A 17,106-nucleotide genomic window follows, 5' to 3' on the forward strand; every position below is an offset into this window, starting at 1 on the left:
ACGGTGAATTCAGTCGCAGCGCAGGACACGACCACGGGCCCGGCGGAGCAGAGCGGCCCGAACCTCTACATCCAGGACGTGACGCTCCGCGACGGCATGCATGCCATCGCACACCGGTACAGCCTGGATCAAGTACGTCTGATCGCCAGGGCGTTGGACCGGGCGGGGGTCGACGCGATCGAGATCGCCCACGGCGACGGCCTGGCCGGCTCCAGTGTGAACTACGGTCACGGCGCGCACACCGACGCCGAGTGGATCGAGGCCGTCGCCGAGACGCTCACCCGGGCACGGCTGACGACGCTGCTGCTGCCGGGCATCGGCACCATCGCCGATCTCAAACGGGCCCACGATCTGGGGGTGCGCAGCGTCCGCGTCGCCACGCACTGCACCGAGGCGGACATCGCCGCCCAGCACATCTCCTGGGCACGGGAACACGGTATGGACGTGGCCGGATTCCTGATGATGGCGCACCAGGCGCCGCCGGCGGTCCTCGCGGAGCAGGCCCGGCTGATGGAGTCGTACGGCGCGCACTGTGTCTATGTCACCGATTCCGCGGGACGGCTGACGATGGACGAGGTCGCCGCGCGGGTCGGTGCTTACCGTGAGGTGCTGCGACCGGAGACCGAGATCGGCATCCACGCCCATCACAACCTCTCCCTCGGCGTCGCCAACAGCGTGGTGGCCGTCGAGCACGGTGCCCGGCGGGTGGACGCCGCGCTGGCGGGCCAGGGCGCGGGAGCGGGCAACGCCCCGCTCGAGGTCTTCGTCGCCACGGCCACCCTGATGGGCTGGCGGCACGGCTGCCGGCTCTTCCCGCTCATGGACGCCGCGGACGAACTCGTCCGCCCACTGCAGGACCGTCCGGTCCGAGTGGACCGGGAGACCCTGGCGGTCGGCTATGCCGGCGTCTATTCGAGCTTCCTCCGCCACGCCGAACGCGCCGCGAGCCGGTACGGGGTGGACGCCCGCTCGATCCTCGTCGAGGTGGGCCGCCGGGCGATGGTGGGCGGCCAGGAGGACATGATCGTGGACGTGGCGCTCGACCTGGCGCGCGACCGCGGCAAGCAGGCAGATACCGCAGACGAGGCGTGAGAGGTTGCCATGAGTGGAGTGACTCCCGGAGAACGGCTCGCCGCGCGGCTCGATGAGGCGGCCCGGCGGGGTGAGGTCATCCCGCAGCCCTCACAAGAGGCTGCGCTGAGCGTCGCGGACGCCTACGCGGTGCAGGAACTGGCCGTCGCCCGGCGGCTGGACCGCGGCGAACGTCTGGTGGGCGTGAAGATGGGCTTCACCAGTCGGCAGAAGATGGCGCAGATGGGCGTGGACGAGGTCATCTGGGGCCGTCTGACCAGCGCCATGCTGGTACCGGAGGGCGAGCGGATCGCACCGGACCACTACATCCATCCGCGGGTCGAGCCCGAAGTCGCGTTCCTGATCGGCCAGGACCTGCCTGTCGGCGCACCGCCGGAGACGATCACCTCGGCGGTGACCGCGGTCGCCCCCGCCCTGGAGATCATCGACTCTCGCTACGCGGACTTCCGCTTCACCCTGGCGGACGTGGTGGCCGACAACGCGTCCGCCGCCGGGTTCGTCCTGGGGGCCTGGCGGCCCGTGCCGCCGTCGCTGGATCGCCTCGGCGTGCTCCTGGAGGTCGACGGCAGGATGGCCGAGGCCGGGGCCACCGCGGCGATCCTGGGGGACCCGTGGCGTTCGCTGGTGGCCGCGGCACAGCTGACCGGACGGGCCGGGATGCCGCTGCGGGCGGGGTGGGTGGTACTCGCCGGCGCTGCTACTGCGGCGGTTCCCCTGTGCCCGGGGGAGCAGGTGCGTGCGGTGATCGAGTCACTGGGTTCGGCGTCGGTGGGGGTGACAGCGGGCTCTCCACGGCCCTGAGGGTGCGGTTCACGTCGTCGGCCAGCCAGGCCGGGGTGGGCATACCCGTCTCGTCGCGGATCTGCCGTGCCCTGGCCAGCAAGCCGGCGGCGCCCTGCCGGTCGGTCCGGCAGACCGTCCGGGCCAGGGCTTCGAGGCCCATGGCCAGCATCCAGGGGTCGTGCACGGACTCGCCGGCCGCTACGGCGCGCTCGAAGCACTCCCGCGCCTGCGCCGTCTTCCCGAGATCGGCCAGCACCAGGCCCAGGCAGATACGGGACATCCCCGATTCCCTGGACAGGGCCATCCGTTCGTAGGACTCCAGGGCACTGGTGTGCAGGGCACCGGCCCGCTCCAGGTCCTTCTCGGCGCGCACGAGGATGCCCAGACTGTTGCGGGCACTGGCCGCGGGCTCCTCGGCGCCGATCCAGGCAGCGGTGTTCAACGACTCGTGCAACAGGTCACGGGCGGCGTCCGGCTCGCCGCGGAGCACCGCCAGCCGCCCCAGGTCGGCCAGCCGCGCCGCGACCATCTCGGCCAGCCCGAGGTGCCGGGCCAGGGCGAGCCCCTCGTCGGCGAGCGCCGTCGCCTCCTCGTAGCGGCCGCGGCATTCGCTGACCGCACCGAGGCGGAACAGCGCGCGCAGGACTCCCCATTGGTCGCCGCTGCGGCGGTAGTGCGTCAGCGCGTTGGTGAACAGCTCCGTGGCGCGTTCCACATGGCCCTGCCAGAAGGCACCGAGACCGGCGACGAGGTACGAACTCGCCAGTACCCAGTGGTCGGTGTCCTCGTCCAGTCCGTCGAAGGCGCGGGCGATATGGGGTGCGGCCTCGGCGTGCTCCCCTTGGCGCATCAGCGCGTGCGCCAGAAAAGCCGAGGCGAGGGCGAGATCGGAGTCGGAGCTGCCGGCTTCGGACCCGACGTCCAGGGCCCGTCGGCCGAGGCGCACGGCGGCACCGAGGTCATGTGCGTTCTGTGCGAGATGGGACGCCCAGGCGAGCGCGAGGGCATGGACGGTGGGCGAGATGTCGCTGCCGTCCAGCTCCAGCGCGGCGAGGAGCCGCCGGATGCCGCTCTGCTGCTCGGCGCGGATCCACCAGTACCAGGCGAGCGCGCCGGCCATCCGCTGCGCCGGCTCGGCTTCCTCCCGTCCCAGCAGCCAGTCCAGCGCGGTGTCGAGATTTCCCGTCTCACGTTGCAGGGTGGCCAGCCACGCGGGCTGTTCGGGCCCGCGGACCCGCCGGCCGCCCTCCTCACCCACCTGGAGGAAGTACGCGGCGTGCAGGTCGCGTGCCTTTGTGTAGTCGCCGGTGGCGTGCAGCCGCGCGGTGCCGTACTCCCGGATCGTCTCCAGCATTTCGTAACGCGCCTGGTCGCCCGTGGCCACCTCGGCGGTCACCAGGGACTTGTTGACCAGGCGGTCGAGGCAGTCCCGCACGGCCGCCGGAGCCATCTCCGGCAGGTCGGCGCATACGGCCGCCGCCGCGTCCACGGTGAATCCGCCCGAGAACACCGAGAGCCGGTCGAGGACCGCCCGCTCCGCCGGGGACAGCAGCTCATAGCTCCAGTCGACCATCGCCGCCAGAGTGCGGTGGCGCGCGGTCGCGGTGCGGGAACCTCCCGTCAGCAGGCTGAAGCGGTCGGCCAGGTCGCGGGTGATCTCCGTGGGCGACATCGTCTTGGTGCGGGCGGCGGCGAGTTCGATCGCCAGCGGAATGCCGTCCAGCCGGCGGCAGATCTCCCCGGCCTGTACGGCGTTCCCTTCGGACAGGTGGAAGCCGGGGCTGACGGCACGGGCGCGTTCCACGAAGAGCTGTACCGCTTCGTGGCCGGCGATGGCCTCGGGGTCCTCTTCGGCCGGACCCGGGTAGCGCATGGGCGGTACGGGCAGCTGCATCTCGCCGGGGACCCCGAGCGGCTCCCGGCTGGTGGTGACGATGCGCAGCCGGCCGCAGTCCCGCAGCAGCGCTTCCGCCAGCTCGGCGACGGTCTCGACGAGGTGTTCGCAGTTGTCCAGCACCAGCAGCAGCTGCTTTTCCTGGAGGTACTGCAGCAGACGCTCGACGGCGGGCCGCACCGTGCCCGGAGCGGGCGCCGCCTGCATGGTGGTGGACGGCTGCGACCTGACGTCGAGGGCCTGGAGGACCGCGCCGGCGACCCGGTCCGGTTCGGAGACCGGTGCCAGCTCCACCACCCATACGCCGTCGGGCAGTGCCAGGCCGGCGGCGTCGGCCGCTTCCAGGGCCAGGCGGGTCTTCCCGGTCCCGCCGGCCCCGGTCAGGGTGACCAGCCGCCAGGAACGGATGAACTGCCGCACCTGATCGAGCAGGTCATGACGTCCGACGAAGCTCGTCAGGGGCGCACGGAGGTTGCCCGTGGCCCGTGCGGCCGGGGCCGCTGCCGGAGCGGCGGGCGAGGACGCGGGCCCGAGCAGGCCCGCGTCGTGGATCAGGATCCGCTGCTCCAGCCGCTGCAGTTCCTCGCTCGGGTCGACCCCCAGCTCATCGACGAGATGGGCGCGGGTCTGCCGGAACGCGCGCAGGGCTTCGGCCTGGCGGCCGGCGCGGTACAGAGCGGTCATCAGCAGGGCGCAGAAGCGCTCCCGGAGCGGCTGTGCCTCGGTGAGAGCGGACAGCTCCGGGATGACCTCGGCATGGCGGCCCACGGCGAGGTCCGCCTCGATGCGGCTCTCCAGAGCGATGAGCCGCAACTCGTCGAGACGACCGGCTTCGGTCCGGGCGAAGTCCATGTCCAGGACATCGGCCAGGGCGGGGCCGCGCCAGAGGGCGAGCGCCTCGGACAGGGTGGCGGCGGCGGCCGTCGGCTCACCGGACTTCTGCGCCGTGCGGCCGGCCGCCACCAGGGCCTCGAACCGGTAGACATCGACGTCTTCGCGGTCCACGTCCAGCCGGTAGCCGCCGCTCGCGGTCACGATCCGCTTGCTGCCCAGCAGCGCCCGGAGCCGCGAGATCTGAGCCTGGATCGTGTTCGCCGGGTGCGAGGGCGAGTCCTCGCCCCAGACCTCGGCGAGGATGCGGTCGGTCGAGACCACCATCCCGCTGTGCAGCGCCAGCAGGGCCAGCAAGGTCCGCTGACGGGGCCCTTCGAGCGGAACCAGCCGTTCCGCCTCGCGGACTTCCAGCCGGCCGAGCAGCTGAACTCGCATGTGAGAAGGGTAACACCCCCGGTCAGCGGCCTCTTTGTCACGCGGCATGGCTTCCGTCGGCACCGTCCGTGTCGAAGAGCGGCAGGTCGCGGTAGCGGTCCACCCGGCCGGGCGGCGCGAGGAGCGGCGAGGGCGTCAGCTCGCGGAACTCCCGGTCGAAGTACACCAGCGGCAGCCCGTCGTTCACCTGCACGCTTTCGACTTCGCCGACGAGGATGCTGTGGTCACCGGCGTCGTACCGGTCGAAGGCCCGGCAGACCAGGCTGGCCAGCGCGCTGGGCAGGACGGGAACTCCGCCCTCGGTACGGAATCCGGCCCGCGCGAACTTGTCGGCGCCGGGCTTCGCACACCGCAGGGCGAGCGTGCGGTGCTCGGGGCGCAGCACGTTGATCGCGTACCGCTCGGCCCGCCGGAACACGTCGTGGGAGCGGGCGGACACCGCCGGGCAGAACAGCACCAGGGGCGGCGACAGGGACACGGAACAGAAGGCGCTGACCGTGATGCCCCAGGTCTCGCCGTCCGCGTCGGCGGTGGTCGCGATCGTCACGCCGCTGGGGAAGTTGCCCAGCGCGCGGCGGAAGGAGTCAGCGTCCATCGTGGGCCTCCGATACGGTGTCCCGCTGCCCCTCGGCGAGGTCGTCCGGGCGGCTGAGGAAGTCGAAGATCCTCTTGGTGAGGGGTTCCTTGTCGTACGCCTGGAACAGCATGCCCGCCACCCTTTCCGGTGCGCCGAAGAAGAAGCGTTCATAGAGCGCCTGTCGGGCGCCGAAGCCCGATACGGCGACGTCCTGGGCGAGCCGGAACAGCCCGATGCGCTGCGGGGATTCGAGATTCTCCAGCGCGAAGTAGGTCTCGATGTCACCGGCGACCGCCGAGGTCAGATCGGCCTGCGCGGGGGTGGCCATCAGCGAGCTGGAACCGAGGAGCTGGACCAGCTCGACCAACCGCTGGTACTGCTGCGGAAAGACGTTGCGGGCGGCGTCCAGCGGCATCCGGTCGGGCGTCATCGTGCCCCACTGGTCGGGCCCGGCGTTGGCCTCACTCGCGGTCAGGCAGGCCTTCATCATTTCCACCACACACATCGCCTCGGCGATCTGCGCCTGGGTCTGCGGGGCGCGGTCCCGCTGATTGGCCCAGGTCATCGCGCACAGCAGCCCCACCATGAACTCGGCTTTCGCGATGTTCTTGCAGACGACCTGATGCATCATGTGGATCAGTGAATGCGTCGCCGAATGCACCGAGTTGCACGAGGACGGGTCCTCCAGCAGGAAGATCCGCTCCCAGGGGACCTCGACATCGTCGAACACGACGACGGCGTCCATCTCCTCGAACCGCGCGGAGAGCGGGGCGTCGAAGACCGACCGGCCCGTGTCATAGCTGTCCCGGCACAGAAAACGCAGGCCGGGGGTGGCACAGGGCACGGCGAACGCGAAGGCGTAACGGGTCGACGACGGGTCGTCCTTGAGCGAGGTGGACGGGAACACCAGGAGTTCGTCGGCCAGCGGACCGAGCGTGGCGAGGAGCCGTGCCCCGCGCACCACGATGCCGCGGTCGGTGTGGCGGACGATCTGGAGGGCGACCTGGGAGCTGGGGATGCCCTGATCGGTGAGCCGCCGGTTGACCGACGGATTCACCAGGGTGTGGGTGAGCACGACGTCGTTCTCCCGCAGATGGCGGAAGTACGCCTGGATGTTCCGGCCGAACTCGGGATTGACCGCGGTGAAGAACTCCGAGGCCGAAGCCAGCGCCATGATCGACGAATTGAGGTAGTCGGGGGTACGCCCCAGCATTCCGCCACTCCACCGTGCGGATTCCAGAAAGGCGGCGGAACGCTTGCCCAGGTCTTCCTGGGTCACCGGGCGGAGGAAAGACATTCCGACGCGCTCACCCGATTCGGGTGAGGGAAAGGTGAGAACGTCCCGCAGCCCCGCTTCGTGCTGCCGGCCGAGCCAGCCGCCGAGCGAACTCGCCCCGCGGCGCAGGGCGGGGTGGGTCGTGACGTCCTTGACCGATTCCCCGCCGATCCAGACCTCTCTGCCGTCCCTGAGGCCCTCAAGGTATTCCTGTGCAGTGCGCGCACCCATGTGATCGATCCTCCTTCGTTGCTGCGTGGGATGTCTTACCGCGCGCTCTCGACCGGGCTGAAGGCGATGACCTTCATCTCGATCAGGAGGTGCGGGTGCGGGAGTTGATGGACGGCCACGGTGGTACGGGTGGGGCCGTCGAAGTCGAAGAACTCCGCATAGGCGTCGTTGTATCCGGCGAAGTCATTCATGCTGACCAGGAAACTGGTGACATCGACGATGTCGGTGAGCCCCGATCCCTCGGCTCGCAGTATCCGGGCGATGTTCTCGATCACCGCGCGGGTCTGTGCGCGGATGTCCAGCGTCACGGTGCCGAACTCATCGGCTTCCGCGCCGATATGCGTGTTGTCCGCGCGTCGTGAACTGATGCCCGAGACGAAGACGAAGTCGCCGACCCGCCGGACATGCGGATACCTGCCCCGCGGCACCGCCTGATCGGCGATGACGCCCCGGTTTTCCTGACCGTCCTTTCCCTGACTACGCGTCATGGTCGTGCTCTCCGTTCCGGCCAAGGCCGCCTGCCGCGGCGCTTTGGGACATCACGAACGGTCCGGCGACCTCGTGCACGGCACCGCAGTTCGCGCAGGTCCGCATTTCCTCGCTGCCGTTGAACCGGTCGATGGCGGCCTTGACCTGGACCTCGATGTCCGACAGGCCGAACCATGTCTCGTTGAGCCGGTCACCGCAGCCCTTGCAGTACCAGAGGATGCAATCGGGCTCCTGCTCGGTGCGTACTCGCTGGATGACCGCTCCCCAGGTCCCGGCGGGCCGCAACGGACAGTGCGGCACCATCGCGGGCATCAGAAAGACATCGCCTTCGCGGACGGTCACGCTCTCGATGCATCCGTTCTCGTCCCGATAGTCGACACGGATGTCACCGGTGAGCTGATAGAAGATTTCATCGCTCGGGCTGATGTGGAAGTCGTTGCGCGAGTTGGGCCCGCGGGACACCATGAAAATGAATTGGGACCCCTCCTTCCACAACTCCCGGTTGCCCACGGGAGGTTGAAAGTGATCGACGTTGTCGCTTATCCATTGCCGCAGGTTGAGAATGACCGGAGACACCGCCATGTTCGACCTCTCTCTCGGGGTCAGTGGCCCGCCGGCCCACCGGTGACCCGTGTGGGGGGAGCGGGACCTGATATGCCCATCGTCAGGACCGGCCTGAGAAAGCGCTGACGCGGCACTGACACGTGACTGACGACGCGGATTCCGCCGGGCGGCGGGCTCGGGCCCGGTCGTCACGGGTCCAGGAGGCGCAGACCCGCGCGCACACGACGTCCTGCCGTGCTGTGGTGCACCTCGGTCCACTCCGCGAGGCACTCGACGATCGCCAGACCGCGCCCGTGCTCATCGCTGTCCGTGCCGTCCCGGGAACGGGGCACCGCGGCCCCGGAGTCGGTGACCGAGATCAAAAGGATGTCCCCGACCCGGCTCAGGACGACCGTGGTGTCGGCGTGGCCGTGCTGGACGGCATTGACCGCGAGCTCGTCGATGACCAGCACGGCGGAGTCCTGTGCCGCCCCGGAAACGCCCCAGCGGCTGAGCACCTGCGTCGCGAAGGCCCGGCAGGTGCGCACGAACGGCTCGCGCGAGGGCACGGCCAGCACGGCCCGGGGAGCCGTCTTCCCGGCGCGGTCCATGGTCCGCCACGGCCGGGCCGGAGCGCGCTGCACCGGGGGCGCCGCCGGGCCGCTCTCCCAGCGGAGGGCGTCGAGCGCGGACTCGTCCACGCGAAGTGCAGTGTTCACCGCTTCACTCATCTCCCCCGCCTCCCGGTACTCGTGCTTCTTGGTTGCGGACACGAGCCATGCTTCACCGGCGGGCTGATGCGCCCCTTACCGCGCGCTGACATGCGGGCAGCGCGCCCGCGCGCGGCATCACAGCGGCCCCCACATCGCGCCGGCGGCCTGCAAAGGGGAACCACGACGAAGCCGCAGCCCCGGCATCCGCACCCCTCCGACACACATCAGGTTTCCCGAGGCAACTTTTGGGCGTACGCTGATAGTCAGTACACGGACATTGCGTGTACTGACCTTTGGGAGGAGTCTGTATGCGTCACCCTTCGGACCTGCGCGAACACATTGCGGCACTGGAATCCCTCGGCGACCTCGACCGCATCGATACGGAGGTCGACTGGAACCTGGAAGCCGCCGCGCACACGCGCTACAGCGTTGAGCGCCGGCTTCCCGCGCCGCTGTTTCAGAAGGTGAGCGGTGTCGAGGAGGGCTTCCGGCTGATCGGCTCGCCGGCCGCGCTGAGCGCCGCCCCGGACAAGCCGTTCGCCCGCGTCGCGCTGAGCATCGGCCTGCCGCCGGAGGCCACCGGCCGCGATGTGGTGGACCACCTGGCCGACACCTGGAGCCGCCCCGGCATCCCCCCGAAGCCCGTCAGCCGGGAAGAGGCCGAGGTCAAGCAGAACGTGCTGCTCGGCGACGACGCGGACCTGACCCGTTTCCCGGTGCCGTTCCTGCACGACGGGGACGGCAACCGCTACGCCAACACCTACGGCGTGATCATCGCCCAGACCCCGGACGGTTCGTGGACCAACTGGTCCATCGCCCGGATCATGATGGTCGACGGCAAGCACATGACCGGCCTGGTCCTGCACCCTCAGCACATCGCGCAGGTCTGGCAGCAGTGGGTCGACCTCGGCAAGCCCATGCCGTACGCCCTGGTGCAGGGCGGCGACCCGGCCATTCCGTTCATCGGCGGTGTCCCGCTGCCCGACAACGTCAACGAGGCCGACTACATCGGCGCACTGATCGGTGCACCGCTCAAGGTGGTCAAGGCCGAACTGTCGGATCTGCTGGTCCCCGCCAGTGCCGAGATCGTCATCGAGGGCCACCTCTCCGTCGAACGCTCCGGTGTGGAGGGACCGTTCGGCGAATACGCCGGCTACATTCCGACGGAGACCAGCCTCCAGCCGGTCTACAGCGTGGAGGCGATCACCTACCGCGACGACCCGATCTGGCCCATTGTCGCGGAAGGCACACCCGTCGACGAGTGCCACACCTCGCAGGGCATCGGCATGGCCGTCGGCGCAGTGGCCGCGCTGCGCGCAGCGGGCCTTCCGGTCACCACCGCCTGGGGTTCGATGTACAGCGCCGGCCACTGGTATGCGGTGACCGTGCCCGCCGACTGGCGCGACCAACTGCCCGGCACCACCCCCGAGGAGTTCGCCCGCCGGGTCGGCGAGACCGTCTTCTCCACCAAGTTCGGCCACTGCCTGCCGCAGGTGTTCCTGCTCGACGACGACATCGACCCCGCCGACGAGCATGCCCTGATGTGGGCACTGGCCACCCGGGTCCACCCCGTGGACCGCAAGGTCCACTTCGAAGACGGTCCGATCCTGCCGCTGCTCGCCTGCTACACCGAGGAAGAGCGGCACGCCCGACGTGCCACCAAGGTGGTGCACGAGGCGCTGCTCCCCGCACCCGGAGAGCGCCAGGTGACCTCCAATTTCGAGCACTACCCCGCCGAGGTGCGGGCCAAGGTGCTGGCCCGGCACCGGCGTTGACGCCGAGGGGACGCGGGGCGGCCGCGCCCGGCCCAGGTCGCGGACCGGCCGCCCCGTGTCCCCCCGCCACGGCGCCCAGGGCATTCGGTCAAGTTTCAAGCGAAAGGTACGTACATGCGGTTGGTCGTCGCGATGACGGGCGCCACGGGCGCGCTTCTGGGCATCCGGTTGCTGGAGGAACTACGGCGGCAGCCGGACGTGGAGACACACCTGGTCATGAGTCGCTGGGCGCGGGCGACCATTGAGCTGGAGACCTCGTGGACGGCGCGGGAGGTCGCGAAACTGGCGGATGCGGTTCACGGCCCCGAGGACCAAGCGGCCGCCATCTCCAGCGGCTCGTTCCGCACCGACGGCATGGTGATCCTGCCGTGCAGTGCCAAGACACTCGCGGCGATCCGGGCCGGTTACGGAAGTGACCTCGTGTCACGGGCGGCGGATGTCGTGCTCAAGGAGCGGCGCCCCCTGGTGCTCGGCGTGCGGGAGACCCCGCTGTCGGCCATTCACCTGGAAAACATGCTGGCCCTCTCCAGGATGGGAGTGACGATGCTGCCGCCCATGCCGGCCTTCTACAACAAGCCCGAATCGGTGGACGACATCGTGGATCACATAGTCGCCCGTGTCATGGACCAGTTCGGCCTCGACAGTCAACGCGCGGTGCGCTGGCAGGGACCTTCCACTGCGCGCCGCGACAACGCCCCACGCCTCTCAGAGCCCCGCCCCGGTCATGGTCCGATCCGCAGCTGCGATGCCGTAGCAACCGGCAGCTGAGTGGGGCAGGGGCAGGGCGGCGGTCTCCAGGTACCGGTCCACCCGCTCGTGACGCGGTCGGGACCGCCCGGCCTGTGCCAAGATTCATCCGGAGCCCCACCGCGTGGCCCCACTCGCCACCTACCAGCGCTGCCATGATTCGGAGACCCCGCGGCCATGCCCGAGCAGCCCCTCGCCGACACTCCGATGCACCTGCTGCGTCGCGCGCTGCAACAGCTCACCGCGGTCTGGCAAGCAGAGGTTCCCGACCTCACCGCCCCCCAGTACGCCGTCCTCACGGTTCTCGTCGACTCACCCGGCAGCACCCAGGTGGAGCTGTGCAAGGCCACCGCGATCGACCGGTCCACCATGGCCACCATGCTCGACAGGCTCGCCTCCCGTGGCTGGGTCACTCGTGAGGTCGACCCCGCCCACCGCCGCCGTCACCAGGTCCGGCTGACTCCCGAAGGCCGTGACCTCGTGCGCCGTGTCGCCCCGGCGGCCGCCCGCGTCAACAGCTGGCCGGTCGAGCTGCTCGGCGCTCGGCGAATGGAGGAGCTCCTGCCGCTGCTGCGGGAGCTTGCCGGGGTCGACACCGAACGCCGCGGCTGAGCGTCGGCCGGCGACGGCCGTCCGGCCGAGGTCGCGGCGACGGCATGGCGGACACCGTCCGCGGTGCGGAAGGCGGTGCCGGTCGTGGCGCTGTCGCCCTGGTCTGTCCGTCCCCGTGTGCCTACGACAGATGACGTAGACGGAATGTGCCGCGCGTCCGATGATGGCGGTGTGCGGCCGGGAGCATGCTGGCCGGACAGCCGCATCCGGGAGGAGGGCCGATGTCCAGCCGAGATCGCGGAGCACACGTCGCGGAGTTGCCCGACGGGGAAGCCGGGTCCGCCGGCCCGCCGGTTGCGTGGGCGAAGCTGGCCGAGCACGCTCCCGACGGCATGGCCGTGATCGACCCCGACGGGCTGTTCGTCCAGCTGAATGCGGCGGGGGCCGCGTTGTGCGCACGCCCCGCGGAAGACCTGGTCGGGACGCCTGCGCCGTTCGAGCTTGGGCGGCGCTTCCCGGCCGACACCCTGGGGCTTCTTGACGACGGTGCGGCCGAACAGGTCTGCGTGTGGGCCCCGGCCGCCGGGCAGCGCCGCGAGTTCGCCTATCGGACCCGCCCGCTGCCGGGAGACCCGTCGACGGCCGTGGTGGCCTTCCGCGACGTCACTGCCGAGCGGCAACGGCAGCGTCGGGTGGCCGCCATCGCGCGCTCGTCCGTCAAGCTGGCGTCGGAGGGTTCGATCACGGCGACGCTCGACGCCCTCGCCGGAGAGGTGCTCCAGGCTGACGCCTTGGCCGGGGTGCAGATCATGACGCTGGACGAGTCGGGCCAGGCCTTGCAGATCATGGGCTCGGCCGGGTTCCGCCGCTGGCCGGACTTCTTTCACCGGCTCATGGAGTGCCGCGAGCGCGGGGCCGTCCTGACGATGATGGACGCCTTCGAGCAGGGCCAGCCGGTCGTGGTGCCCGACCGCTGGGCATCCATCCGGCACGACCCGTCATGGGAACCGTTGCACGAGTACCTCGGCGAGCTGAAATGGGACTGGTTCGCCAGCGTGCCCTTGATCATCCGCGGCCGCTCGGCCGGCATCCTCAACGCGTTCTTCGCACCCGGACAGGTCGTCGGCCGCCCGACCATGGAGTTCCTGCTGGCCATGGCCGAACAGGCCGCCGTCGCGGTCGACTACGCCTCGTTGCTGCAGAACGAGCGTGAACTCGCGCGTCGGGAGGAGCGGCAGCGGCTGGCCCGGGACCTGCACGACTCGATCGTGCAGCAGGTGTTCTCCATCGGGATGCAGGCCAAGTCGATGGGCGTACTGGGAGCTCGCGGCGACAGCGTCCCGGCCGAGAGGGTGCGGCGCATCGCCGAAGAGGTCGGGGTGTTGTCCAAGACCGTCCTGGCGGACCTCCGTGCCATGGTTCACGAACTCCGGCCGGCGACATCGGCCCAGCTGGGGCTCGAGGAGGCCGTCCGGGCCCTGGTCGAGAGCACCAGGAACCGCACCGGGCTGCGGTTCGGTGTCACGGCCGGGGCCGGGCTGGACCGCGTCCCCCCGGAGATGGCCGAGGACGTGTACCGGATCGTCGCCGAGGCCATCCACAACGTCGTCAAGCATGCTGAGGCCAAGGGCGTCACCATCTGCTTGCGGGTGCGCGAGCATGTGCTCGCGGTGACCGTGGCGGATGACGGCAGGGGCGTCCGTGGGGACAGTGCCGAAGGCCAGGACCCGGCAAGCGGATACGGCTTGGTCAGCATGCGGGAGAGGGCGGAGCGATGGGGCGGCACGGTGCGGGTCCGACCACTCCCGGCCGGGGGCACCTCGGTGCGGGCCGTGATCCCGCTGCCGGCTCTCGTGCCACACGCCGCGCTCTCGCGGCCCGAGAGGCTTGCTGGACCGACGGAGGAGCCGACACCATGAACGCCCCCGCAGCACCGACTCCGACCAACGCAGAACTCCGGGTCGTGATCGTCGATGACCACGCCGTCGTGCGCCGCGGCATCCGCGCCTACCTTGAGGTGCTCGATGACCTGGAAGTGGCGGCGGAAGCCGGCAACGGTCTGGAGGCCCTCGAACTGCTGGAGGCCATGGCCGCTTACGGTGAACTGCCGGACGTCGTCCTCATCGACCTGCTGATGCCCAAGATGGACGGGGTGGCGGCATCGGCGCGCATCACCCAGCTGTACCCGGACGTGCGGGTCGTGGTCCTGACCAGCTTCGGCGAGATGGAGCGGGTGCACGCCGCGTTGGCCAACGGCGCGGCGGGCTACCTGCTCAAGGATGCCGAACCCGGCGAGGTCGTTGCCGCGATCCGTGCGGCAGCGGCGGGGGACGTGTTCCTCGACCCGGCGGTGGCCCGTCAGCTCACCCAGGAGATCGTGGCGCCGCCGACCGGCATCGGTGCGCTCACCGGCCGGGAACGCGACGTCCTGATCCTCGTTGCCCAGGGGTGTTCCAACCAGGAGATCGCCGACGAGCTCGTGATCAGCGAGCGCACCGCCCGGACACACGTCAGCAACGTGTTGCGCAAGCTCCAGCTCACGTCCCGCACCCAGGCCGCGCTGGTGGCGGTGCGGCAGGGCCTCGTGCCGCCACAGAGCTGAAGCGGGCCGGCCGGCCCGTCGCACCGGGACGTCAAGTGCGGCGGGATCACTGCTCGTTCGTGCTGACGACCGTCCTGGCCCAGGACATCTCCAACTTGCCGGTGGGGGTCCTGGCCAGCCTGTCGACGAGCACGATGGTGCGGGGGACCTTGTATCCGGCGAGGGACTCACGAACCCGGTCCTGCAGCTCCGACTCGAAGCCTGAACGGGGCGAGGACGTGGCGACGACCGCGGCGACCCGCTCGCCCCAGACCTCGTCAGGGGCACCGATGACGACACAGTCGGTGACGTCCGGATGCGCGAGGAGGACGTTTTCGACCTCCTGCGGGTGGACCTTCTCGCCGCCGGTGTTGATGACACCCGAGCCGCGGCCGAGGAAGCGGATCGATCCATCGGCCTCCAGTTGTGCGAGGTCGCCGGGGATGGCGTAGCGGACGCCGTCGACGGTGCGGAAGGTGGTCGCCGTCCTGGCGCTGTCCTTGTAGTAGCCGAGCGGCATCGGGCCGCCGTAGGCGAGCATCCCCAACTCGTCGCTCCCGGGCTCGAGGATGCGCTCGTCCTGGGTGATGACCTTGGCCGTCGGCACGGGGAAGAAGCGGGCCGGGAGGTCGTCCACGGACCGGGTCACCGCGAAGGCGAACGGACCGCCCTCACTGGAGGCGATCGCATCGGTGATGGTGAGGTCCGCCCGCTCGTGCAGGGCCTGCTTGAGGCGGTCGCTGAGGGCGGTGCCCGAGCTCAGGACGGCACGGAGGGAGGAAAGGTCGTGTGGCGAGCCGGCGTTCTCCGCCCGTATCAGCTCGTCGACGAGCGGCTGGCAGACCGCGTTGCCGGCCACGATCAGCGTGCCCGCGCGCTGCGCCACTGCGGTCTCCCAGACGTGGTGGGGAACGAGGGCGCCGGGTCGCGCGGTAATGGCCCGGCCGCCGACCAGCAGGGCGCCGAGCGTGTTGAAGAGGCCGGTGCCGTGCATCAGCGGGACGACCGGCATCACCGCCGGCGCCAGGCCGTTGGTGTGGGCGCTGACCGCCACCTCGACCGCCTCCTCCAGCGAGCGGGGCAGTCCGTCCAGACCGAGCGGCCGGAAGATCGGCACGGTGAGGCTGTGCAGCAGGTCGGACTGCCGCCAGATGACGCCCTTCGGCTTGCCGGTCGTGCCGCCGGTGTACATGAAGAGCTGATCCGAACCGGGCCGGGCGGTGTGCGGGCGCGGATCGGTGGAGGCGAGCAGGTCGTCGAGCTCGCGTGCCTTGGGTCCTGCGGGCCACCCGGGGTTGTTGCCGACCTGTATGAGAAGGCGCAGCGACGACACATTGGCCGCGGCGTGGCTGACGTTGGCCGCCAGTTCCCCGCTGAAGACCAAGGCGGCGGCGTCGGCATCGTCGAGCAGGGAGGAGAGTTCCTCCTCGGTGTAGCGGTAGTTCGCATTGACCGGGATCGCGCCGATCTTGAAGGCGGCGAACACCGTCTCCAGGTAAGGCGCACCGTTGTACAGGTAGCAGGCAACGGTGTCACCGGCCCCGACACCCGCGCCCGCGAGCGCCGCTGCCAGACGGGACGCGCGGTCGTCGAACTCGGCGTAGGTGACGTTGCGGCCCGGTTCGGATATCGCGACCGCGTCCGGGAGGCGGGAGGCCACGGCTTCCCAGACCGTGCCGAAGGAGACGTCCATGATCAGGCCTCCTGATCCTTCGCCGAGTCGTCCAGGCCGAGCAGGCGCACCGCGTTCTCCTTGAGGATCAGGGGACGCACCTCGGCCTTGATGTCGAGCTCGGCGAAGTCGGCGAGCCAGCGGTCGGGGGAGAGGGCGGGGAAGTCCGACCCGAAGAGGATTTTCTTCTTCAGGAGCGAGTTCGCCTGTGCGATCAGCTGCGGTGGGAAGTACGTGGGGGACCAGCCGGAGAGGTCGATGTACACCTGCGGCTTGTGACCGGCGACCGCCAGCGCCTCGTCCTGCCAGGGCACCGAGGGGTGCGCGATGATGATCGGCATGTCCGGGAAGTCGACCGCGACGTCATCGAGGTGCATCGGGTTGGAGTACTTGAGCCGGATTCCGCCCCCGCCTCGCCGGCCGGCCCCGACACCCGTCTGTCCACTGTGGAACAGGGCCGGCAGGCCCGCCTCGGCGATCACCTCGTACAGCGGGTAGGCCGCCGTGTCGTTGGGAAAGAAGCCCTGGTCGCTCGGGTGGAACTTGAACCCCCGGACCCGGTGCTCGGTGATCAGGCGGCGTGCGGTCCGCACGGCGGCCGCGCCGCGGCCCGGGTCGACGCTGGCGAACGGGATCAGGGTGTCCGGGTACGCGGCGGCGTGCTCGGCGATCTCCTCGTTGCTGACCCGGGGCTCCTGACCGGTCCGGGTGACGGAGTCGACGGTGAAGACGATCGCGGCCATGGACCGCTCGCGGTAGTACTCGGCGAGCTCGGGAACCGTCAGCTCGGGAATCGGGCCGAAGACCCCGGCAAGGGCGTCGGAACCGGCTCCGGAACGCTCCTTTTCGGTGACGGACGCGAGGACGTGGGTGTGTACGTCGATCGCGGTCAGCCTGCTGACGTCCATGCGG

15 protein-coding genes are annotated in these 17,106 nt (G+C 70.2%); 7 read left to right on the plus strand and 8 right to left on the minus strand.

The genetic code is table 11. The features are described from left to right. Positions 1-3 precede the first annotated feature (3 nt). Together dmpG and ACFW5B_RS29140 are read left to right on the plus strand one after the other, a co-directional pair. Positions 4-1,092, plus strand: a complete 1,089-nt coding sequence (dmpG, locus tag ACFW5B_RS29135) for a 4-hydroxy-2-oxovalerate aldolase (RefSeq protein WP_386445874.1) — start codon at positions 4-6, stop codon at positions 1,090-1,092. A gap of 9 nt (positions 1,093-1,101) precedes the next feature. Next, entirely contained in the window at positions 1,102-1,893 is a 792-nt protein-coding gene (locus ACFW5B_RS29140) for a 2-keto-4-pentenoate hydratase (RefSeq protein WP_386445877.1), read from the plus strand. On the opposite strand, the gene ACFW5B_RS29145 is transcribed toward ACFW5B_RS29140, so the two are convergent. The 6 genes from ACFW5B_RS29145 to ACFW5B_RS29170 form a co-directional block, all read right to left on the minus strand. After that, positions 1,790-5,038 carry a BTAD domain-containing putative transcriptional regulator gene (locus ACFW5B_RS29145; RefSeq protein WP_386445880.1) on the minus strand — a complete coding sequence of 1,083 codons (3,249 nt, stop codon included), beginning with the start codon at positions 5,036-5,038 and terminating at the stop codon, positions 1,790-1,792. The genes ACFW5B_RS29140 and ACFW5B_RS29145 overlap by 104 nt on opposite strands. A gap of 37 nt (positions 5,039-5,075) precedes the next feature. Continuing rightward, positions 5,076-5,633, minus strand: a complete 558-nt coding sequence (locus ACFW5B_RS29150) for a flavin reductase family protein (protein WP_386445883.1) — start codon at positions 5,631-5,633, stop codon at positions 5,076-5,078. Then, a complete protein-coding gene (hpaB, locus tag ACFW5B_RS29155) occupies positions 5,623-7,122 on the minus strand; it encodes a 4-hydroxyphenylacetate 3-monooxygenase, oxygenase component (RefSeq protein WP_386445886.1) in 1,500 nt (499 codons plus the stop codon). The genes ACFW5B_RS29150 and hpaB overlap by 11 nt, the downstream gene beginning before the upstream one ends. Positions 7,123-7,157: 35 nt before the next feature. Further along, entirely contained in the window at positions 7,158-7,610 is a 453-nt protein-coding gene (locus tag ACFW5B_RS29160; protein WP_386445888.1) for a RidA family protein, read from the minus strand. Continuing rightward, positions 7,600-8,193: a 3-hydroxyanthranilate 3,4-dioxygenase gene (nbaC, locus tag ACFW5B_RS29165; RefSeq protein ID WP_386445891.1), complete on the minus strand. Its 594-nt coding sequence runs from the start codon at positions 8,191-8,193 to the stop codon at positions 7,600-7,602. Before nbaC ends, ACFW5B_RS29160 begins: the two co-directional genes overlap by 11 nt. A gap of 170 nt (positions 8,194-8,363) precedes the next feature. Continuing rightward, positions 8,364-8,873 (minus strand): ATP-binding protein, encoded by a 510-nt coding sequence (locus ACFW5B_RS29170; RefSeq protein ID WP_386445894.1) that lies wholly within the window; start codon positions 8,871-8,873, stop codon positions 8,364-8,366. 302 nt (positions 8,874-9,175) lie between these two features. On the opposite strand from ACFW5B_RS29170, the gene ACFW5B_RS29175 reads away from it, so the two are divergent. The 5 genes from ACFW5B_RS29175 (at position 9,176) to ACFW5B_RS29195 (ending at position 14,543) form a co-directional block, all read left to right on the plus strand. After that, complete coding sequence (locus tag ACFW5B_RS29175) at positions 9,176-10,642, plus strand: UbiD family decarboxylase (protein WP_386445897.1); 1,467 nt, start codon at positions 9,176-9,178, stop codon at positions 10,640-10,642. A 114-nt stretch (positions 10,643-10,756) separates the two neighbouring features. After that, positions 10,757-11,410, plus strand: a complete 654-nt coding sequence (locus tag ACFW5B_RS29180) for a non-oxidative hydroxyarylic acid decarboxylases subunit B (protein WP_386445899.1) — start codon at positions 10,757-10,759, stop codon at positions 11,408-11,410. Between the two features lie 156 nt (positions 11,411-11,566). Then, the gene (locus tag ACFW5B_RS29185; protein ID WP_386445902.1) at positions 11,567-12,001 is read left to right on the plus strand and encodes a MarR family winged helix-turn-helix transcriptional regulator; all 435 of its coding nucleotides are present in this window, start codon (positions 11,567-11,569) and stop codon (positions 11,999-12,001) included. Positions 12,002-12,222: 221 nt separating this feature from the next. Further along, complete coding sequence (locus ACFW5B_RS29190) at positions 12,223-13,860, plus strand: histidine kinase (protein WP_386445905.1); 1,638 nt, start codon at positions 12,223-12,225, stop codon at positions 13,858-13,860. Next, positions 13,857-14,543 (plus strand): response regulator, encoded by a 687-nt coding sequence (locus tag ACFW5B_RS29195; protein ID WP_386445908.1) that lies wholly within the window; start codon positions 13,857-13,859, stop codon positions 14,541-14,543. The genes ACFW5B_RS29190 and ACFW5B_RS29195 overlap by 4 nt, the downstream gene beginning before the upstream one ends. Positions 14,544-14,589: 46 nt before the next feature. On the opposite strand, the gene ACFW5B_RS29200 is transcribed toward ACFW5B_RS29195, so the two are convergent. Continuing rightward, positions 14,590-16,215, minus strand: a complete 1,626-nt coding sequence (locus ACFW5B_RS29200; RefSeq protein ID WP_386445910.1) for an AMP-binding protein — start codon at positions 16,213-16,215, stop codon at positions 14,590-14,592. 2 nt (positions 16,216-16,217) lie between these two features. Further along, positions 16,218-17,102: an amidohydrolase family protein gene (locus tag ACFW5B_RS29205; RefSeq protein ID WP_386445913.1), complete on the minus strand. Its 885-nt coding sequence runs from the start codon at positions 17,100-17,102 to the stop codon at positions 16,218-16,220. Between the last annotated feature and the right edge of the window lie 4 nt (positions 17,103-17,106).

It is taken from the genome of Streptomyces sp. NPDC058773 (genome assembly GCF_042746015.1).
Taxonomy (GTDB): Bacteria; Actinomycetota; Actinomycetes; order Streptomycetales; family Streptomycetaceae; genus Streptomyces.